This is a genomic window from Chitinophaga sp. W2I13 (assembly GCF_050434005.1).
Lineage (GTDB): Bacteria > Bacteroidota > Bacteroidia > Chitinophagales > Chitinophagaceae > Chitinophaga.
Map to the genome: position 1 here is coordinate 3975563 of NZ_JBNPWD010000001.1, position 20793 is coordinate 3996355.

The window sequence follows — 20793 nt, forward strand, 5'->3', positions numbered from 1 at the left end:
TCACATAAGTTCAATGTTAGCAGGAAATTTTTATACCGTCACAGCGCAATCCCGGGAACCAGGGCAGGTGACTGCCACCATCGAATTGAATGCGGCACATCCCATATTCCAGGGTCATTTTCCGGAACAGCCTGTAGTGCCTGGTGTATGCATGATGCAGACCATTACGGAAATGCTGGAAAGCGTATTGGATAAAAAGGTGATGCTGAAAAAGGCCAGCCAGATGAAATTCCTGCATATGATAGACCCGGTGAAACAGCCACTGGTGGATGTTTCACTTACCTACAAAGAAGATGAAGGAGGGTGGAAAGTGAATGCTACGCTGAAGCGCGACGATAAAATATTTATGAAGTTCCAGGGTATATTCAATTAAGTGACCAGTCAGCCTACACATAACGAACATTTTGAACGTCACCGCGCCGCGGTGCTCATTCCTACGTATAACAACGCCGGTACCCTGGGCGCTGTATTGTCTGATGCGCTTACCTATACCAGTCATGTGATTGTGGTAAACGACGGCGCTACAGATGAAACAGCTGCGGTGCTGGAAAAGTTCCCTTCCCTGCAAATAGTTTCGTATAGCCCCAACCGTGGTAAAGGAGTGGCGCTTCGCCGCGGATTTTCCTATGCGCTGGAGCAGGGCTACGACTATGTAATCACCATGGATGCCGACGGGCAGCATTTTGCGACCGACCTGCCCACCATGTTGCAGCAGATTGAAGAACATCCCGGGGCGCTGATCATAGGCGCCCGGAACCTGCACCAGGAGAATATGCCGGGCAAAAGTACTTCTGCCAATAAAGTATCTAACTTCTGGTTTCACGTAACTACCGGATTAAAAGGCCCCGATACACAATCCGGCTACCGCCTGTATCCCCTGCAGCGCATGGGGAGAATGCATTACTTCTGCACCAAATACGAATTTGAGATAGAGGTGTTGGTGCGTAGTGCGTGGAAAGGTATCAAGGTGGACTGGACACCTGTGCGTGTATATTACCCGCCACCGGAAGAGCGGGTATCACATTTCAGACCGGTAAGGGATGTTTCGCGTATTACTGTATTGAATACCATACTGGTGTTCGTCACCTTTTTATATATCAAGCCCCGCGACCTGATCCGTTTTCTTTTAAAAAAAGAAAACTGGAAAAAGATGTGGAAAGAAGAAGTGCTGAAGTCTGACGAATCCAATATCAGGAAAGCGGCTTCCATTGGCTTTGGTATTTTTATGGGGATCATACCTATCTGGGGATTCCAGCTGCTGGTATCTATCCTGTTGTCTATAAAATTCAGGTTGAATAAGGCGTTGGTACTGCTTTTTGCGCATATTAGCACGCCGCCGCTAACGCCGTTTGTGATCTTTGCCAGCTTCCTGGCCGGCCGGGTATGGATGGGGCAAACTGCCAAAGACCTGGTATTTTCCAATGGTATTAACTTCGACACCATCAGGGATAACCTGTTACAATATGTATTTGGCAGTATTACACTGGCAGTATTGGGTGGATTGCTGGCCTGGATAGTGAGTTGGGCAATACTGACAATTTTTAGAAAAGAACGAAGAAATGGGTAATCTTTTTGTAGCGATCTATAATTTTTTTGAGCGGCGTAAGGCATGGCTGTGGTGTTGCACCATCGCCAGTTTTTTGCTGGTTGGATATTTTGCTGCACAAATAAAGCTGGAAGAAGATATTACCAAAATTTTACCGCAGGATAAGAAACTGGATAAACTGCAACAGGTGTTCCAGGATTCCAGATTTGCAGACAAGCTGATTGTTACCATCTCCCAAAAAGATACTACACAGGAAGCCCGGCCCGACAGCCTAACGGCTTATGCCGCAGAACTGTCTGCCAGGGCGGGCACGCAGCTATCGCCCTATATCAGGCAGATCCAGTCGCAAACAGACGACGCCATGATAATGGGATTGATGCAGGTGATACAACAACACCTGCCCATCTTCCTGGAAAAAAATGATTACGCGAAGATTGATAGTTTGTTGTTACCCGGGCAACTGCAGCAATCGTTACAATATGATTATAATACGCTGATATCACCAACAGGACTGGTGTTAAAAAAGATGATCCAGGCCGATCCCGTAGGCATCTCCTGGATAGGCGTAAAGAAACTGCAACACCTGCAGTATGATGACCAGTTTGAACTGTACGACAACTACATCATCACCAGGGATCATAAACACCTGATGATCTTTATCACCCCGGCAAATCCGCCGGGCGCCACAAAAATCAATGCACAGTTCCTGAAAGGACTGGATAAAATAAAAGATAGTCTTGATCGGCAATACCCCGGCATTGCCGCTTCTTACTTCGGGGGAACCGCTGTATCTGTGGGCAATGCCACGCAGCTAAGACAGGATACTTTTTTAACACAAGGCATTACCGTAGTACTATTGATAGTGCTGATCGCCCTGTTTTTTAAAAAGAAAAGAGCGCCGGTGCTGGTCATGCTGCCGGTTATTTTCGGCGGACTGTTTTCACTGGCATGGATATACGTTATTAAAGGGCATATCTCTGTAATGGCCATGGGTGCGGGCGCTGTAGTACTCGGTATTGCGGTGAATTATTCGCTGCATGTATTTAATCACTACCGCCATTCGCAGGATATCCGTGAAGTAATCAGCGACCTGGCTACCCCTATGACGCTCGGTAGCTTCACTACTATCGGCGGGTTCCTGTGTTTGCAGTTCGTGCATTCCCCCATGCTGAAAGATGTGGGGCTGTTTGCCGCACTCAGCCTGGTGGGCGCTGCATTGTTTTCGCTGATTTTCCTGCCCCACTGGATTGTGATGGGACAACAACCGGTGCAGGTAGCCGCGCATCATGATAACTGGCTCGACAAATTATCGGCATACCGGCCGGAGAAAAATAAATACCTGGTAGGCGCTATTTTCCTGCTGACGATCGTATTTTTCTATACCGCGCGCAACGTATCCTTTGAAAGCGATATGATGCGTATGAATTACATGACGCCGCAATTAAAAGCAGCAGAAGCACAGCTCAACAGTGTGAATTCCTATGTAGCGCAGTCGGTATATGTAGTATCGGATGGCCGGGACCTGGAAGGGGCGCTTGAAAGCGGCGAAAAGCTGTTGCCGGTTATTGAACGGTTGCAGCAGAAGGGCATCGTAAAAAAGTATGCCGGCGTACAGGCGTTACTGTTATCCAATAAAGAACAACAGGCACGCATTGACCGCTGGAACAAATACTGGACGGCAGACAGGAAACAACAATTGCTGGAATATCTCCGTAGTGAGGGGAGTGTGCTGGGATTTAGCAAGGCAGCTTTTGATCCGTTCGATCAGCTGATAAACAATGATTTCAAACCACTTGATCCGGATGCTTTGAAGGTACTGCGCAGCGGCAACCTGGGAGATTTTATCATAGAGAAGAACGGCACTACCTCCGTAGTAACATTGCTGAAAGTAGATCCGGCGCACAAACAGGCAGTATACGATGCGTTGGAAAATATCCCGAATACGACAGTGCTGGACAAGCAATACGCCGCTAACCGCCTGGTGGAAGTAGTGAAAGATGAGTTTAACAGCATTGCGTGGATGACTTCCCTGCTGGTATTTTTTGCCTTGTTGTTATCGTATGGCCGCATTGAACTGGCGCTCATCACCTTTATCCCGATGGCCATCAGCTGGGTATGGATATTAGGTATTATGGGGCTTTTCGGGATTAAGTTCAATATTGTAAATATTATCCTTTCTACTTTTATTTTTGGTTTGGGAGATGATTACAGCATCTTTATGATGGATGGGCTGTTGCAGGAGTACAGAACCGGAAAGAAAACCCTTTCTTCTTTTAAATCATCTATCTTCCTGTCGGCCATCACCACTATTCTTGGGCTTGGTGTGCTGATCTTTGCACAACATCCTTCGCTTAAATCTATTGCGCTGATTTCTATTATCGGTATTAGCACTGTAGTACTGATTTCGCAGGTAATGATCCCTTTTCTGTTTAACTGGCTGATCACCGGCCGTGTACGGAAGGGCTTTGCACCATGGACTTTCAAAGGATGGACGCTGTCTGTGTTTTCCTTTACTTATTTTGCCATGGGCAGTTTTATCCTTACCGCTATTGGTACCGTGCTGATACGCTGGAATCCGTTCAATAAAGAAAAGGGCAAGGTGTTGTATCACCGTATACTTTCTGCTTATACGCACAGCGTGTTGTATATTATGCGCAATGTGAAGAAGCGCATCATCAATCCTTCCAATGAACAACTGGAGAAACCGGCGGTGATTATCAGTAATCATCAGTCTTTCCTCGATATATTGGTATCCACTATGCTGCACCCGAAGGTGATATTGCTTACCAATCAATGGGTATGGCGATCGCCGGTGTTTGGGTCAGTGGTTCGCCTGGCGGATTACTACCCCGTAGCGGATGGCGCAGAAGGAGCTATTGACAGGCTGAGAGATAGAGTGAAGGCGGGCTATTCCATTGTGGTGTACCCGGAAGGCACCCGTTCTCCCGATCCGGCTATTAAGCGTTTTCATAAAGGCGCCTTTTATATTGCAGAGCAACTGGGGCTGGATATTTTACCAATGGTGATTCACGGTACCGCCTATACGATGAGTAAAGGAGATTTCCTGTTGAAAGATGGAACGGTATCGGTAAAATACCTGCCGCGTATCAGGCAGGAGGATAAGTCGTGGGGAGATAACTACAGCGCACGTACGAAATCTATCAGCCGGTATTTTAAACAACAATACGAGCTATTGCGCGCAGAAACGGAAGTGCCAAAGTATTTCCGGGAGCAGCTGAAGTATAATTACATCTACAAAGGGCCGGTGCTGGAATGGTATATGCGCGTGAAAACGGCGATGGAAAACAATTACCAGCTGTTCCATGAGTTGCTGCCCAAAGAAGGACGTATACTGGATATTGGCTGCGGATATGGATTCATGGATTACATGCTTACCTGGACCGCACCGGGCAGAACCATCACAGGTATTGACTATGACGAAGATAAGATTGCCACTGCCGCTTACTGTTATAATAAGCCGGAACAGCTGCAATTTATTCATGGAGATATTTCGGCTACTCCTTTTAAAGAATACGACGCCTTTATACTGAGTGATGTATTGCACTACCTGCCTGCCGGTGAGCAGGAAATGCTGCTGCAGCAGTGTATAGCGCGCCTTACGCCGGATGGCGTGATTGTAATCCGTGATGGCGACAGCGACATGGCCAAAAGGCACGAGCGGACGAAGTTCACGGAGTTTATGTCTACAAAAGTAATTGGGTTTAATAAAACGAAAGACCAGCCATTGTCGTTTTTCTCAGCTGCACATGTCCGTAGTCTTGTTCACAAATACGGCGCGGTGGCGGAGGAAATAGACAATACGCGGTATACCTCTAACGTAATATTTGTGATAAAAAAACTTCCCCGGGAGGATTATGCACCACTATGATGTGATCATTATAGGCAGCGGCCTTGGCGGACTGGTATGTGGAGCTATCCTCAGCCGGCATGGGTATCGTGTATGCATATACGAAAAAAATAGGCAAACGGGTGGATGCCTGCAAACATGGTCACGCGATAAGGTTATTTTTGACTCGGGGGTGCACTATATTGGCGGACTGGCGCCCGGTGAAAATCTCTACAAAGTATTTAAATACCTCGGCATTTATGATAAGCTCCGGCTGAAACGTATGGATATGGATGGTTTTGACCATATCAGTTTTGCCGGCGATGATAAAGTATACCGGATAGCGCAGGGAGAAGAAAATTTTATCCGCACGTTGCTGGAAGATTTCCCTGGGGAAGAAAACGCATTGCGTGCTTATTGCAATAAAATCACGGAAGTCTGCAGTAAGTTCCCGCTGTATAATCTCCGTACCGGCGATTATGAAGAGAAGCGGTCGGTGTTACAGCTGAATACCGCTGAGTATTTGCGCAGTATTACCAGCAATGAAAAGCTGCAGCAGGTATTGGCTGGTAACAATCTTTTGTATGCTGGTGTAGCGGAGAAGACACCATTTTACGTACACGCGTTGGTGTTAAACAGTTATATGAAAAGCTCCTGGAAGTGTGTGGATGGCGGCTCCCAAATAGGAAAGCTGTTGTGCCAACAGATCCGGGAGAACGGCGGAGAGGTAATCCGCAATATGGCGGTTACCGCTATCCACGGCGAAGGTGATAAAGTAAATCATATTGTATTGCAGGATGGGAGAACGGTACAGGCCACGCATTATATTTCCAACCTGCATCCGGCGCAAACCATGGCGATTACCCATAGCGATGTATTGCGCGGCGCTTACCGCAGCCGTATGCAGGGATTAGAGAACTCTATAGGGGCTTTTGTATTGAACGTGGCATTGAAACCAGGTACCTTTAAATACCTTAACTACAATCATTACTACCATGCCACGGGCAACGCCTGGGCAGGAATTGACTATAAAGAAGAAGATTGGCCGCAAACCTATGCGATGTATGTGTCGGCCAGCTCGCGGCATGAAACCTGGGCAGATAGTTTATCCATCATGACCTACATGCGGTACGACGAAGTAAAGCAATGGCAGCATACTTTTAATACAGTGTTGCAAACAGGCAGCAGGGGCGCGGACTATGAAGCTTTTAAAGAAAGAAAAGCCAACCTGCTGATCGATTGCGTGGAAAAACAGTTTCCCGGCTTCCGTAATTGTATTCATACTTCCTATGTGGCTACGCCGTTATCTTATCGTGATTACATCGGTACCAGCGACGGCAGTATGTACGGCATAGCAAAAGATAGTGCAGATCCGCTACGGACAATGGTTTCGGCCCGCACCAAACTATCCAATTTGTATCTTACCGGTCAAAACCTGAACTTGCATGGAATTTTAGGGGTAACTATCAGCAGTGTGATCACCTCGGCAGAGTTGCTGGGAATGGATTTTTTGGTAAATGAAATTAATCAGTCAATATATACTTGAAGTGAAAAATAAGAAACGCAGCGGCTGGAGACGATTTGGGCGCATACTACTATACATCATCGGCTTTTTTGTATTGCTTTTTATCGGGCTGGCCATTTACCTGGTATCGGTAAGTAAAATGCCGCCGCCGGTAATAGCCGACCAGCGTGCATTGCAGCTGCAACGTACACAACTGGACAGCACCGCCTACACACTGGGTAACAACTGGTTCCGTAAAAGCAACAGTGGTTTATACGAGATGTATGTGGAAGGCGCTCCGTTTGAAAGAGGCGTGATCAACGGTAAGCTCTCCGGGGAGTTGATCCGGCGCCAGGAAGACGTATTTGTGGCACAGTTCAGTAAAATGGTGCCGTCCACTTTTTACCTGCATTTCCTGAAATATTTTATCGGTTGGTTTAACCGCGACCTGGCGGATCATGTGCCGGAAGAGTTTAAGGAAGAAATTTACGGAGAGTCTTTTTCTGCTTCTCCCAACTACGATTATATCGGGACCAACTATGCCCGGCTGATGAACTATCATGCAGCGCACGACATTGGACATGCCCTGCAAGGCATGATGCTGGTGGGTTGTACGTCGTTCGGTACCTGGAATGATCAATCGGCCGACAGTAACCTGATCATCGGCCGCAACTTCGATTTTTACATGGGTGATGCCTTTGCGGAAGAGAAGATGGTGGTATTCTATCGTCCTGAAAAGGGACACAACTTTATGTTTGTCACCTGGGGCGGCTTTACCGGCGTGGTTTCCGGCATGAACGACAAGGGACTCACCGTAACGATCAATGCAGCCAAAACCAGCGTGCCTACAGCTGCTGCTACGCCGGTATCGCTGGTAGCGCGGGAAATACTGCAATATGCGAAGAACATCCAGGAAGCATGGGAGATTGCGCGGAAGCGTAAGATGTTTGTTTCAGAATCCTTCCTCGTAGGTTCAGCGGAAGATAATAAAGCGGTGCTCATTGAAAAAACGCCGGAAGGCATGGATATGTACAGCTCCGGTAAAAATTTTATTACCTGTACCAACCACTTCCAGGGCGATTCACTGGGCAGCCTGGCGTCCAACAAATTACAGATAAAGGAAAGCGCCTCTGAATACCGCTACGAAAGATTGACAGAGCTGATGAAAGAGAAAGGACCCAATACTGTTCAGAAAACGGTGGATATCCTGCGCGACCGCGGTGGTTTACACAATGCCGATATCGGGATGGGGAATGAGAAAGCTATTAACCAGCTGATTGCACATCACTCAATCGTATTTGAACCTAAGAAAGGGATGGTATGGGTATCTACAGCTCCTTACCAGCTGGGGCAGTATGTGGCTTACGATCTGAATAAAATTTTCAGCATGCATGGTCTTGCTACCGATCATGAAGTATATGACAGCGCGCAGAACATTGCGGCTGACAGTTTCCTGCTGTCAAAAGATTATCTTGCCTTTGAAACCTACCGCAGGCTGAGAGACCAGCTGAAAGAAGGAAAGGCAGTGGATATACAAGCATTGATCGCTTCCAACCCGGCCTACTATCATACTTATGTGCTGGCCGGCGATTATGAGTATCAGCAGAAAGCATATGCAAAGGCGAAAGGTTATTACGAAACGGCGTTAACAAAAGTAATTGCTACCAAAGGAGAGGAAGATCACATCCGCAAACAACTGGCACTGTGCAATGCTAAACTAAAAAGCTAACCACTATGATCATTGGCATCGGAACAGATATCGTAGAAGTACCGCGTATCGCGGCCAAGCTGGCGAAGGGAGATGGATTCCGGAACCTGGTATTTACTCCTTTTGAAATCAGTTATTGTGAAAACCAGGCGATGCCGGCAGAAAGCTATGCCGCGCGTTTCGCTGCGAAAGAAGCCCTGCTCAAAGCATTGGGTACCGGCTGGGGAAACGGCGGTGTTAACTTCGATGAAATAGAGATCCGTAATAATGAAGTTGGGAAACCGGAATTATTTTTAATAGGAAATGGTGCTGACAGATATGCATCATCAGGCATCAGGAAAATATGGGTATCCTTATCCCATGAAAAAAGTGCCGCTGTTGCAATGGTGATTTTAGAAGGATAAATTTATAGCAGATGTATATACCGGATATTGAACTACAGTCGAAAGCAGCCATCAGGGCCTACCAGGAGAAGGAAGTAATGCGCCTGCTGGGTTACCTGCGTGAATTTTCACCATTCTATAAAGCATGGTTTAAAAAACACGGCATCGTTGCAGACCAGGTTCAATCGCTGGAAGCATTTTCACAGATCCCGCCCGTAACAAAGGAAGATCTCCAGGAACACAACTGGGAATTTCTTTGTGTAGATAAAAGTAAAATAGCCGAATACACCACTACATCAGGCACTTTAGGACGCCCGGTGATCATAGCCCTGACAGAAAAGGACCTGCAGCGTTTAAGCTATAATGAATATATTTCTTTCTGTTGTGCAGATGGCACCGATAGCGACATCTATCAGCTCATGCTTACGCTGGACCGCCAGTTTATGGCAGGTATGGCTTATTACAATGGCATCCGTAAACTGGGAGCGGGCGTGCTGCGTGTGGGGCCTGGTGTACCAAGCATGCAGTGGGAAAACATCCAGCGGATACAGCCTACCACTATTGTAGGTGTTCCTTCTTTTATTGTAAAGCTGATTGCTTATGCCCAAGAGCATCATATAGATATCAATCAGACGTCTGTAAAGAAAGCTGTTTGCATTGGGGAGAATATCCGCAATACGGATTTTTCGCTGAATGTATTGGGTAAGAAGATTACGGAGCAATGGAATATCCAGCTCTATTCCACCTACGCATCCACTGAAATGCAAACTGCTTTTACTGAATGTAAAGCCGGGCAGGGCGGTCATCACCATCCGGAACTGCTCTATGTTGAGTTGCTGGATGAAAACAATCAGCCTGTTGCCCCAGGTGAAGAAGGCGAAGTAACTATTACTACCCTGGGCGTGGAAGGCATGCCCCTGCTGCGTTATAAAACCGGCGACATCTGCCAGTATCATTATGAAGCCTGTTCCTGCGGCAGACATACGCTCCGGTTATCTCCCGTAATAGGCCGTAAAAAACAGATGATCAAATATAAGGGTACTACGTTGTATCCACCTGCGCTGTTTGATTTGCTCAATGATATGGAAGATGTGAAAGAATTTGTGGTGGAAGTGTATTCCAATGAACTTGGTACGGATGAAATACTGCTGCACCTGTGGCCGCGGGAAGAATCAGAGGAAATGGACCGGAAGATAAAGTCATATCTGCAGGCAAAGCTGCGCGTCATTCCACAGGTACGGTATACCAGTCAGCAGGATATTATGCGGATGCAGTTTCCGGAGAACAGCCGGAAGCCGGTAAAGTTTTTGGATAACAGGAGTTAAACATGCTGCATAATAAACTCTGCATCAATTTTGAGCTTGTGATAAATTTTCTTCAGAAAATCCACATCCGGATCTCGTTTGCCATTTAATATCTGTGAAAATTTGGCTTCTCCTATATCCAACATACTTGCCATCTCTTTTTGTTTGAGTTTCATTTCAAACATTTTTAATGCTATCATGCCAGCCAATGTAGTTGGCTTAGGGATTGGATAACGTGTATCTTCATAATGCTCAGCAGCGATGGAAAGTTGTTGAAGTTCTTTTAATTCATTAGCACTTAAATTGGATTCACCTTTTTTCATTAATAGGTGAATACGTTGCATTGCGGCAGCATACTCTTTTTCAGTAGAAAAGGAAGGGTTGGGTAACTTTTTCATATTATCGTTTTTACTGTGTGCACACATCACCCCATGTGCAGATGGGCCTGTTATTAAAGCGAGTCAGGTTTTACCTTATCATATTCTTTGTGAGTACCATAAATCTTATATATACGGTTCGGACACGAAAGAAAATCCTTGCTATTAGTCTGAATTTATTTCCACCTATATCAAAAACATATAAGTCGTCACCAATATAGTCTACAGTATTAAAGCTTTCCTTTATATCCGAAAACTTTGACCAGTCAGCCAGTTTACTAATATAATACCAGTATAATAAAGGGTCAACAGCGTCTGGATGTTTTAAGGAAAACTCATTGATTGCAGTTTTCGAAACGATCACCATAACAAGAGTTTACCTCTCGAAGGTATAAATTAAATTTCAATAAATGAAATTTAATTTAGATTTTTGAAATTTGTTCTTTATGGTCTAAAACCCCATCACCGCCACCTCTTTCGGGTTATCCAGCTTCACACTTTTCCGCTCTCCGCCCACCAGCACATGCACCATGTTTGTTTGCGTAGCGTGGCGTTCATACAACAGGTTATTCTTTACCTGTACCTGTTTTGGCGTGGGCACATTTTCCGCTTCCAGAAAGCTCCACACGGCATCTTCTTCTATTTTATAGCCAATGAAGTGCAGGGGAACATTTTTACCGTCGAGTGTGATCGTGAGGTGCTGGGAAAGATAGGCGGAAATATAGCCCTCCACCTGTTTCCGGTTGGCAGGGTGGGTGATATCCAGAGGAATTTTATACTGAGCTTTAAGGGTATTTTCCAGGTCATCTGTAAAAATGCGGCAGCTTACCTGCAGTTCCTTTTTACCGGCGTCGTGCGAAATCTCTGTCACGCTTGCATAGAAGGGGTGCAGGGCTGTGAGCCACAAAGTCATCCACCATTTACATAATAATAAACCCACTGGACTAAGATTTTAAAAAAAATTAACTTTTACTTTTTATAATTACCAAAATTATAGAAAAGGGAACAATGGATGAGTTGTATTTTCAGCTGGGGTGGCAACATATTATAAACTGGGATGCGTATGACCATATTCTTTTTGTAATAGCGTTGAGTGCCATTTACCTGCTGCGTGACTGGAGGAAAGTCCTGGTATTGGTGACTGCATTTACTATCGGTCATTCTATTACGCTGGCTTTGAGTGTGTTACATATTATCCGTATACCCGCGGCGCTTATTGAGTTCCTGATACCGGTCACTATTTGTGTAACAGCTGTTTCTAACATTATCCGGAAAGACGATGAGCCGCAAAAGCTGCAGCTGAACTATTTTTACGCCTTATTTTTCGGTTTAATTCACGGACTGGGATTTTCCAATTATCTGAAAAGTTTGCTGGGAAGCCAGGCAGATATTGTAAAGCCACTGCTGGGATTCAATTTAGGACTGGAATTCGGGCAGATCATCATTGTGATGTGCATACTGCTCATTTCCTCTGCGATCGTGAATTTTGGAGGCGTAAAACGCCGGGATTGGAACATGTTCCTTTCTTCTGCCACCTTTGGCGTCGCATTTTTAATGATCATTCAAAGCGTAAGAGCACTGTTTATATAATACTGTTTATGAGAAAACAACTTTACCTCGCGGGGGTATTGTGTTGCAGCGTTTTGTTGCTGCAGGCGCAAAGTAACCCGGGATCCAACCATGGCAACCGTTTTGAGCAGCTGGGAACAATGCTGCAAACACCCAACATGTACCGCTCGGCCTCCGGCGCTCCCGGCCCTAAATACTGGCAGCAAAGAGCGGATTACGACATCGAGGCGCAACTGGATGATGAGCAGCAGAAACTCACCGGCGCAGAGACCATCACCTACTTTAACAATTCTCCCGATCCGCTCACCTACCTGTGGCTACAGCTCGACGAGAATGAACACGACAGCAAAAGCGATAACCAGCAGTTCAATGAAAGCCGTATGTCTGATAAAATGACGCTGGCTACGTTGAACAGCATTCTGCCTTCCGGGAAAGACCTGGGCGTAAAGATTGTAAAGCTCACAGATGCTGATGGTAAAGCACTACCTTATACTATCAACCAGACCATGCTCCGCATCGACCTGCCAAAGCCATTGATGCCCGGTGAGAAGTACCGGTTTAAAGTATCCTGGTGGTATAATATTTCCGATCGCATGACCATCGGGGGCCGCGGAGGGTATGAATATTTCCAGGAAGATAAAAATTACCTGTACACCATTTCCCAGTGGTATCCGCGACTGGCAGTATATTCCGACTTCCAGGGCTGGCAGAACAAGCAGTTTACCGGCAGGGGAGAATTTGCCCTCACCTTTGGGAACTTTCGTGTACGCATGACCGTTCCTGCAGATCACGTAGTGGGCGCCACCGGTGAATGCCAGAACTATAAAGAAGTACTCACACCGGCCCAATACCAGCGCTGGCAACAGGCGCAGAACAGTAAAGAGCCTGTTGAAGTGGTGAGCCTCGACGACGCAAAGAAAGCCATGCAGGGCCACGCCGGCAAAACAAACACCTGGGTATATGAAGCGCAGAATGTGCGCGACTTCGCCTGGGTATCTTCCCGTCGCATCGTATGGGATGCCCTGGCTACCAACGTGGAAGGCAACAAAGTAATGGCCATGTCGTACTACGGGCCGGAAGCCTACCCGCTCTACCGCCGTTATTCTTCCAAAGTAGTGGCGCATACCCTTCAGTCCTACTCCAAACATACTATTCCGTATCCTTACCCGGTGGCTATTTCCGTAGAAGCGGCCAACGGCATGGAATATCCAATGATCTGTTTTAACTATGGACGCGCCGATAAAGACGGTACCTACAGTGAGTCAACAAAGAACGGGATGATTGGCGTGATCACGCATGAAGTGGGGCACAACTTCTTTCCCATGATCGTGAACTCCGATGAAAGGCAGTGGACCTGGATGGATGAAGGCCTCAATACCTTCTGCCAGTTTATGGCGGAACAGGAGTGGGACAGTAACTTCCCTTCTTCCCGCGGGCCTGCTCATAAGATCGTGGATTATATGAAGATGCCGAAAGATCAGCTGGAGCCCATCATGACAAACTCCGAGAACATCGTGCAGTTTGGGCCTAATGCCTATGCAAAACCGGCTACAGGATTGAATATTCTCCGCGAAACCATCATGGGCCGCGACCTGTTTGATTTTGCATTTCGTGAATACGCACGCCGCTGGGCCTTCAAACATCCCACACCGGCCGATTTCTTCCGTACCATGGAAGATGCCTCTGCAGTAGACCTGGATTGGTTCTGGCGCGGATGGTTCTTCGGAACGGAACCGGTGGATATCTCTATCGACAGCCTCAAATGGTATCGCATGGATGGTAAAAACCCGGAAGAAACAGCTAAAACAGCGCAGGCAGCCTACGATAAAAATATGGATCACGTAGCAAGGCAGAGAAATAAGGCGGCCGGCGTAAAATACACGGTGGACCAGGATACCAGCCTGCAGGACTTCTACAGCAAATGGAACCGCTTCGAGGTAAGCCAGGAAGATAAAGCGGCTTACACGCAGTTCTATAACGGCCTGAGCAAAGAAGAAAAAGCCTTGTACGACAGTAAGAAGAACTTTTACCAGCTGACATTCTCTAATAAAGGAGGGCTGGTGATGCCGCTCATCATTGAGTGGACGTTTGCAGATGGTACCAAAGAAACCGACCAGATCTCTGCCTACATCTGGCGCAAAGATGAAAACACCGTTACAAAGGTGTTTGCAAAAGATAAAGAGGTAGTAGCCGTGAAGCTCGACCCATTACGTGAAACAGCCGATATCGATGAAAGCAACAACAGCTGGCCGCGGGAGGCCGCACCCTCCAGGTTTGAGTTGTTTAAATCATCGGGCGGTATTCGTGGCGCTTCCAGTGGTGATAACCCGATGAAGAAAGCAAATACAAAATAAACAAGCTATTTTATATTTTGTGGCGGCTATCATCCTGGTATGGTAGCCGCTATATTTTTTAGATTCTTTTAAAAGCCCGAGTTATGAAAGTAATAGCCCGATTTTTATTGTTGATATGCCTGGCACAAACAGCCAGGGCCGCGGATGTAGATACCGTTTCTATTCCCAGCGGCAAAATGCAGCGCGCCTACAAATGCGTGGTCATCACCCCCAATACCTATAAAAACGGCACGCAGCGCTACCCGGTGGTATACCTGCTGCATGGCGCCGGTGGCAACTTCGCTAACTGGGTAACCAATGTCCCCATTATCAAAGAGCTGGCAGACACCTATCAGTGCATGATCGTATGCCCCGATGGCGCGGTAACCAGCTGGTATTTCGACAGCCCCGTAGACAGCTCCATGCGTTTTGAAACCTATGTGTCGAAGGAAATTCCACAATACATTGACCAGCATTACCAAACCTTACCCGAACCCGCTCACAGGGCCATCGCCGGTTTAAGCATGGGTGGCCATGGTGCTATGTTTCTTGCCATCCGCCACCAGGATGTATTTGGAGCCGCCGGCAGCATGAGCGGCGGCGTGGATTTCCGCCCCTTCCCAAAAAACTGGGATCTGAAAAAACGCCTGGGTGAACCCGGAACAGATGGCGCTAACTGGTACGACTATACGGTCCTCAAGCAGGTAGATAGCCTCAAATCCGGCGCATTGTCCATCATCATCGATTGCGGGGTGAAAGACTTCTTCATCGATGTAAACCGGGATCTTCATAAAAAATTATTACTGGCGGGTATCGACCACGATTATACGGAGCGCCCGGGAGAACACAACTGGAAATACTGGGCTAACGCGGTGAAATACCAGCTGTTGTTTTTCCACGAGTTCTTTCAAAGGTAAAGAGCGGATTTTGTCTTTCGCGGATTTTGTCTTGGCTCAGGATTGCGCTGATTATACTGATTAGCTGGATTTTTACTTTTGGATTTTATAAAGAATTAAGGGAGATAAAAGCGAATATATCCGCTTCTATCTCCCTTAATTATTAATCTAAAAATCCAAAAAAATCCAAAAAGTAAAAATCCAGCTAATCAGTATAATCAGCGTAATCCTGAGCCAAGACAAAATCCGCGAAAGACAAAATTCGCTGCCGGTCCTCAACAAGACCGGCCTTTTTTATGCACGCGATTCAAAATAAGAATGTCTGGTAATTATTTTTTCGGATCCCACCACAGATGGGTACCACCTACGTCTTTTGGTTCGCTTAGGGTACTCACGGCTTTCGCAACAGCAGCACCGTTGGTAGAGTACTCGTTACTTGGGAATGGCGCCCTGCGAACGAAATCAGTTGTACTTACTTTTCCACCGCTGTTATTCACAACAACAGGGAACAGTTTAGGATAACCGGTGCGGCGGAACTCACTCCATGCTTCCTGTCCTTCAGGAAAGTTAGCGATCCATTTCTGGGTAATGATTCGTTCCAGCTTCCTGTCGAGTGTAACGCCTTCTTCCCATTTGATGGTAACAGTGCTCAGGTACTGTGAACCCTTCTTAATATCATTTTGTCCGGCAGTCATGGCCTTGGGATCAATGTATTCAGCAGGCAGGGAAGTGGCATTGTTGTAGTAAGTGCTGGCGCTGCCTAATGAATATTGATTAAAGGATGTCTGGATACCTGTTTCGTAGTTGGTTTGTGCATTACCGGCGCCTGCCCATCCGCGGATGGCGGCTTCTGCTTTCAGGAACCAGGCTTCGGCAGCTGTTACCAGTTGCAGTTTACCAGGCAGGTCTACCAGTTTCGAATAGTCGGCGTAACGTGCCTTACCGTCAATGTTAATACCATTACGGATACCGATATACCTGTCTTTTACAGCTGGGTCCACTGCTTTCTTGAAGTACAGGGGCAGGCGTGGATCGTTGTAACCACCGAGATAAGTACCAATGGGTGCGCCCATTAAAATATCGCCCCAGGAGCCGCAGATGGTGTTCAGTGGATGCGTGGTGCTTCCGATATCCACCGTGAAGTTATCTTTGTAAGTTTGCAGCAGTCCGCCGGCATTGGCGAGTGCGGCTTCACCTTCCAGCTTGGCTTTTGCAGCATCTACGTTTACGATACGCAGTGCGAGTCTTAAGCGGAGGGTATTGGCAAACTGTAACCATTGTTTGTAATTACCACCGTATACGAGATCTGATTTTTTAAACAGCTCTGTAGACGGTTTATCGGCCAGCGGCGTTAGAATATCGATCGCTGTTTTCAGTTCTTCAAAGAAGGTATAATAAACATCCTTCTGGCTGTCGTACTCAACAGAACCATCACCGCTGGGTGTATTGTATTTGCTGTAGATGATGGGGCCAAAGATATCGGAGGTACGATGCATGGCTTCCACCTTCACGATCAGCGACATGGCGTAGCTATCGGGTACTTTACCTTTTGTAAAACCGGCTACTTTATAGCAGGGGTTCATTACATTGGTATAGCCGGTGCTGAAAGTAGTGTTGATCCAGCCATCCACGAAGCTGTATGTGATGTTGTTGATGTTGCCGCCAAACGGAGTAGGAGACATCATGTAACCACTGTAAATATCGCTCAGGAGATTTTGTTGCAGCTGGAAGGTTGGCGCCGGCTGATACAGGTAAATACTGCGTTGTGCCTGTTGCAGTAGGGCAGGTACCAGGGCGAAATCAGCCGCTAACTCCTCATCAGTGGAGCCGTATGGATTTTTGTTGATGTCTTCAAAGTTTTTGGTACAGCTGCTGAAGCATAGTGTGGCTGCCATCGCCAGACCAGCTATTTTGAATATTTTATAATTCATAGCTCTTGTTTTTGTTGTTCTTAATCAGGTTAAAATGCACATTTCAGGTTCAATCCAAAGCTGCGGGTAGATGGTAAACCAAATACATCCACACCTTGTACACCGTTGCCGGTACTCATGCTCAATTCAGGATCGTAAGGCGCTTTTTTAGTGATGAAGAACAGGTTACGTCCTACCAGTCCAAGCTTCATGTCTTTGAAGAATCCTGGTTTCAATGCGAAATTATAGCTGATGGATAATTCTCTTAAACGGATGTTGGTAGCATCATACATGTAGAATTCAGTGATGCCTGCGCGACCGCCAATGCCCTGGTAGTAGAGATCTGCAGGAACTTTTCCGGTGTATGCTTTACCACTGGCATAAACAGCAGGTACATCCACACCACCGTTATTACGGGCATCTGCGCTCGCTTTTGATACGCCATACTGGTCCATCATGGCCTGGGTAATACTCATTACTTTACCACCAAAGCGGCCATCTACCAGGATGTTTACATTGAACTTTTTCCAGTTGATAGTATTGCTCCATCCCAGGAGGAAGTCTGGTGTGGGATTACCGAGGTATTCCAGTTTGCCGTCTTTTGCTTTTGGCTTACCGGTTTCGTCATCTATTACGAGTGCACCGCTTTCACTGCGCACTGCTTTCCTGCCGTAAATGTCGCCATAGGAGCTTCCTTCATGCAGTACTAGCGCATATGTATTAACGTTATCGCCTCTTGGTGTGAGGGTATAATCACCGTTTAACTGCGGTGCCAGTTTGATAAGTTTATTCCTGTTACGGGTGAAGTTGAAGGCGGTATTCCAGCCCACGTTCTTCTGTTTAACTACCTGGAAACCCAGCGTGGCTTCTATACCGGTATTCTGTACATCACCTGCATTCAGGTAAGCATTAGGATACAGGTAACCTACGGATACGGGGAAGTCGAAGTACTGGTCTTTGGTGTGTGAATTATACCAGGTCACATCCAGGTTCAGGCGATTGTCGAAGAATCTCCACTCTGTGCCGATTTCAACGGAAGTGGTGATCTCTGGTTTCAATGCCACGCCGCCAAAAGGACCGGCAATGTTTGATATCAGCGTTCCGGAAATGATCTGGTTGGTAGGGCGTGTTACAAACTGGTCCACGTCGTTACCCACCTTCGCATAAGATGCGCGGATCTTTGAATACGTGATCGCGGAAGGCATCTTAAATACATCACTCAGAATAGTATTTAAACCAGCTGAATAATACAGGTAACCTTTCTTCATGGAAGGGGTATAAGCCATGGTGGATGACCAGTCGTTACGGGCGGTCAGGTCCAGGAATACTTTTTCGCTCAGGTTCACACCCGCTGTTGCAAATACCGACTGGATCTGCCTTCTGGCGCCTGTGGGCGTTAATTTTGCGGCAGGGCTCAGGTTCAGGTTACCAATGTGGAATACGTTGGCAAAGGCCAGGTCGCCGTCTTTGGAATCTATAAAGGTACGGTCTTGTTTAAGGTCGTTGATGCTGGTTCCGGCAGTGAAATTGAACCCGAGTTTATCGGACAGTTTCCTGTTACCCGATACTAACAGATCTCCGTAGTATTGTGTGCTGGTCAGGTAATCGTAGGTATAACGGCCGTTGGCGTCTGCAATGGTAGTTTGTGTACCGGCATTTGCTTTCAGCTCATACTTATCCCATGCTTTGTTGGCGTTACCGCGTACCTGTACATTTAACCAGTCGTTGATAGCATAACGTAGGCTCAGCGAAGCAATCAGGTTATCTTTCCTGTTTTCGGTAACGTTCCTGTTGAGGATCCAGTATGGATTCTGTTGAAAGTCTTCTCCCGCCTGGCCCTTATCATAATTGATATTCCACCAGTTCTGCATGTTCACGTTACGTTGGGCAGAAAAGTATTCGTAATTGTTTTTATAACTTTCGAAGTCCAGTCCTCTTGGGAAGATGTATAAACCGGTAAGCGGGTTATAGTATAAACCGGAAGTAGGGCGGTTATGTGCATTTTGTGTGGTCATTTGCACATTCGCGTCAATGTTCAGTTTGTCGTTCAGGAAAGTACCTGTTTCCCTAAAGTTGAGCGTATGCTGACCATACTTTGCAGTAGGCATTATTCCTGTATTCGTGGTATTGGAGTAGGAGAAATAGGTTTGTGCCTTTTCTGTACCACCGGCTACGTTTACTGAGTTGATCCAGGTGGTGCCTGTTTTGAAGAAGTCTTTTACAATTTCCTTACTGCTGCCTGCTTTACCCCAGCTATCAATAGTGCCGGCGCCGGTTTGAAGATAGGAGTTTTGTGATTCGGGCAGATATGCAGGTCTGTCGATAGTGAAGTTAGAAGAGAAGTTCACTTTTGCCTGACCGGCTTTCCCTTTTTTGGTAGTAATGATGATCACACCATTACCCGCCTGGCTGCCGTACAGTGCAGATGCAGAAGCGCCTTTCAGTACGTTGATGCTTTCAATATCGTCCGGGTTGATGGTGCTCAGGATGTCGCCACCATCGCGGCCACCGGAAGAAGCGCCTGATGCTTGTCCCCAGAGATCACCTGGCTGTGCGCTGGTGAAGTTCGCGATGGGTACTCCATCGATCACGTACAGCGGCTGGTTTTCACGGATAGATTTTTGTCCGCGTAAAATCACCCTGGCAGAGCCGCCCACACCGGAAGCGCTGCGGTTGATCTGCAATCCGGATACCTTACCGGATAAACTATTGATAACGTTTGTTTCTTTTACATTCGTGAGATCTTCTCCTTTTACCTGCTGGGTAGAGTAGGTGAGATCCTTTGCTTTACGCTGGATGCCCAGCGCGGTAACTACCAGTTCATTCAGTCCTCTTACATTGTCTTCCAGGGTAGCATTGAGGGTAGCGCTGTTGCCAACGGTACTTTCTTTAATGGCAAAACCAACATAGCTGAAAACAAGTACATCACCGGTTTTGGCATTGATGTGATATTTACCTTCTGCGCTTGTTTGGGTGCCTTTGGAGGCGCCTTTAATTTGTACAGTAACACCAGGAAGAGGATTGCCTTTGCTGTCCTTTACGGTGCCGCTGATTTCTTTTTCCTGGAAAGTGCTACGGAATGAAGATGCGGGCGACCATACATAGCTGGCTGCCTTCACATATGCACTGTCTGCTAATATGGAAGTGAGGGCCAGACCGGTCATAGCGCACACTTTCATAAGGCGTAGTTTTTTTTTCATACTTGCCTTTTTTATTGGTTAATAAATGGGATTTGTATTGTTGAATTAAACTGACCATTTTTTTATTGCGTGCATTGTTTGGAAATGAGATGTCCGTTAGCATGGCGCTTACCATCCTTTAGCGGCTGTTTTTTCTTCGTGTTACATGCATTTACCGGCCTATAGGGGCGTGCAAGGCCTCATCGCTTATGGCAATGTGTTGACCGGGTTGAGCAA

The 20793-nt window shown here is 46.7% G+C and carries 15 protein-coding genes; 10 read left to right on the top strand and 5 right to left on the bottom strand.

All coding sequences use genetic code 11. From position 1 onward, the window contains the following. The first annotated feature begins 13 nt into the window (after positions 1-13). The 7 genes from QFZ48_RS16610 to QFZ48_RS16640 are packed head-to-tail and all read left to right on the top strand — an operon-like array spanning position 14 to position 10313. On the top strand, positions 14-373 hold the full coding sequence (locus QFZ48_RS16610; protein WP_429063032.1) for a 3-hydroxyacyl-ACP dehydratase: 360 nt from the start codon (positions 14-16) through the stop codon (positions 371-373). Continuing rightward, positions 374-1567, top strand: coding sequence for a DUF2062 domain-containing protein (locus QFZ48_RS16615; RefSeq protein WP_429050977.1), 1194 nt, complete (start codon positions 374-376; stop codon positions 1565-1567). Further along, the gene (locus QFZ48_RS16620) at positions 1560-5435 is read left to right on the top strand and encodes a 1-acyl-sn-glycerol-3-phosphate acyltransferase (protein WP_429063033.1); all 3876 of its coding nucleotides are present in this window, start codon (positions 1560-1562) and stop codon (positions 5433-5435) included. The genes QFZ48_RS16615 and QFZ48_RS16620 overlap by 8 nt, the downstream gene beginning before the upstream one ends. Next, positions 5422-6939, top strand: coding sequence for a phytoene desaturase family protein (locus QFZ48_RS16625; RefSeq protein WP_429050973.1), 1518 nt, complete (start codon positions 5422-5424; stop codon positions 6937-6939). Before QFZ48_RS16620 ends, QFZ48_RS16625 begins: the two co-directional genes overlap by 14 nt. Position 6940: 1 nt before the next feature. Continuing rightward, positions 6941-8626 (top strand): C45 family autoproteolytic acyltransferase/hydolase, encoded by a 1686-nt coding sequence (locus QFZ48_RS16630; RefSeq protein WP_429063034.1) that lies wholly within the window; start codon positions 6941-6943, stop codon positions 8624-8626. A gap of 5 nt (positions 8627-8631) precedes the next feature. Beyond that, positions 8632-9009, top strand: coding sequence for a holo-ACP synthase (locus QFZ48_RS16635; RefSeq protein ID WP_370912319.1), 378 nt, complete (start codon positions 8632-8634; stop codon positions 9007-9009). Between the two features lie 11 nt (positions 9010-9020). Continuing rightward, positions 9021-10313, top strand: coding sequence for a phenylacetate--CoA ligase family protein (locus QFZ48_RS16640; protein ID WP_429063035.1), 1293 nt, complete (start codon positions 9021-9023; stop codon positions 10311-10313). Here the strand turns inward: QFZ48_RS16640 and QFZ48_RS16645 are convergent. The 3 genes from QFZ48_RS16645 to QFZ48_RS16655 all read right to left on the bottom strand — a co-directional run bounded on the left by QFZ48_RS16645 (position 10310) and on the right by QFZ48_RS16655 (position 11609). Then, a complete protein-coding gene (locus QFZ48_RS16645; RefSeq protein WP_370912321.1) occupies positions 10310-10690 on the bottom strand; it encodes a helix-turn-helix domain-containing protein in 381 nt (126 codons plus the stop codon). The genes QFZ48_RS16640 and QFZ48_RS16645 overlap by 4 nt on opposite strands. A 70-nt stretch (positions 10691-10760) precedes the next feature. After that, positions 10761-11036, bottom strand: a complete 276-nt coding sequence (locus QFZ48_RS16650; RefSeq protein ID WP_429050966.1) for a type II toxin-antitoxin system HigB family toxin — start codon at positions 11034-11036, stop codon at positions 10761-10763. 84 nt (positions 11037-11120) lie between these two features. Then, entirely contained in the window at positions 11121-11609 is a 489-nt protein-coding gene (locus tag QFZ48_RS16655) for a DUF6702 family protein (RefSeq protein WP_429063036.1), read from the bottom strand. A gap of 68 nt (positions 11610-11677) precedes the next feature. Between QFZ48_RS16655 and QFZ48_RS16660 the strand changes: the two genes are divergently transcribed. The 3 genes from QFZ48_RS16660 (at position 11678) to QFZ48_RS16670 (ending at position 15488) form a co-directional block, all read left to right on the top strand. Then, positions 11678-12259, top strand: coding sequence for a HupE/UreJ family protein (locus tag QFZ48_RS16660; protein ID WP_429050962.1), 582 nt, complete (start codon positions 11678-11680; stop codon positions 12257-12259). An 8-nt stretch (positions 12260-12267) separates the two neighbouring features. Further along, positions 12268-14592 carry a M1 family metallopeptidase gene (locus QFZ48_RS16665; RefSeq protein WP_429063037.1) on the top strand — a complete coding sequence of 775 codons (2325 nt, stop codon included), beginning with the start codon at positions 12268-12270 and terminating at the stop codon, positions 14590-14592. Positions 14593-14675: 83 nt separating this feature from the next. Next, on the top strand, positions 14676-15488 hold the full coding sequence (locus QFZ48_RS16670; RefSeq protein WP_429063038.1) for an alpha/beta hydrolase: 813 nt from the start codon (positions 14676-14678) through the stop codon (positions 15486-15488). Positions 15489-15796: 308 nt separating this feature from the next. Here QFZ48_RS16670 and QFZ48_RS16675 read toward each other — a convergent pair whose 3' ends face one another. Further along, positions 15797-17398, bottom strand: a complete 1602-nt coding sequence (locus QFZ48_RS16675; RefSeq protein ID WP_370912328.1) for a SusD/RagB family nutrient-binding outer membrane lipoprotein — start codon at positions 17396-17398, stop codon at positions 15797-15799. Between the two features lie 29 nt (positions 17399-17427). Continuing rightward, complete coding sequence (locus QFZ48_RS16680) at positions 17428-20577, bottom strand: SusC/RagA family TonB-linked outer membrane protein (RefSeq protein WP_429063039.1); 3150 nt, start codon at positions 20575-20577, stop codon at positions 17428-17430. Positions 20578-20793: the final 216 nt, after the last annotated feature.

What these genes read in the sequence shown, in the direction of transcription:
- QFZ48_RS16610 (WP_429063032.1), top strand. Translation starts at nt 14, where the DNA reads ATGTTAGCAGGAAATTTTTATACCGTCACAGCGCAATCCCGGGAACCA.
- QFZ48_RS16620 (WP_429063033.1), top strand. Translation starts at nt 1,560, where the DNA reads ATGGGTAATCTTTTTGTAGCGATCTATAATTTTTTTGAGCGGCGTAAG.
- QFZ48_RS16625 (WP_429050973.1), top strand. Translation starts at nt 5,422, where the DNA reads ATGCACCACTATGATGTGATCATTATAGGCAGCGGCCTTGGCGGACTG.
- QFZ48_RS16635 (WP_370912319.1), top strand. Translation starts at nt 8,632, where the DNA reads ATGATCATTGGCATCGGAACAGATATCGTAGAAGTACCGCGTATCGCG.
- QFZ48_RS16640 (WP_429063035.1), top strand. Translation starts at nt 9,021, where the DNA reads ATGTATATACCGGATATTGAACTACAGTCGAAAGCAGCCATCAGGGCC.
- QFZ48_RS16645 (WP_370912321.1), bottom strand. Translation starts at nt 10,690, where the DNA reads ATGAAAAAGTTACCCAACCCTTCCTTTTCTACTGAAAAAGAGTATGCT.
- QFZ48_RS16650 (WP_429050966.1), bottom strand. Translation starts at nt 11,036, where the DNA reads ATGGTGATCGTTTCGAAAACTGCAATCAATGAGTTTTCCTTAAAACAT.
- QFZ48_RS16660 (WP_429050962.1), top strand. Translation starts at nt 11,678, where the DNA reads ATGGATGAGTTGTATTTTCAGCTGGGGTGGCAACATATTATAAACTGG.
- QFZ48_RS16665 (WP_429063037.1), top strand. Translation starts at nt 12,268, where the DNA reads ATGAGAAAACAACTTTACCTCGCGGGGGTATTGTGTTGCAGCGTTTTG.
- QFZ48_RS16670 (WP_429063038.1), top strand. Translation starts at nt 14,676, where the DNA reads ATGAAAGTAATAGCCCGATTTTTATTGTTGATATGCCTGGCACAAACA.
- QFZ48_RS16675 (WP_370912328.1), bottom strand. Translation starts at nt 17,398, where the DNA reads ATGAATTATAAAATATTCAAAATAGCTGGTCTGGCGATGGCAGCCACA.
- QFZ48_RS16680 (WP_429063039.1), bottom strand. Translation starts at nt 20,577, where the DNA reads ATGAAAAAAAAACTACGCCTTATGAAAGTGTGCGCTATGACCGGTCTG.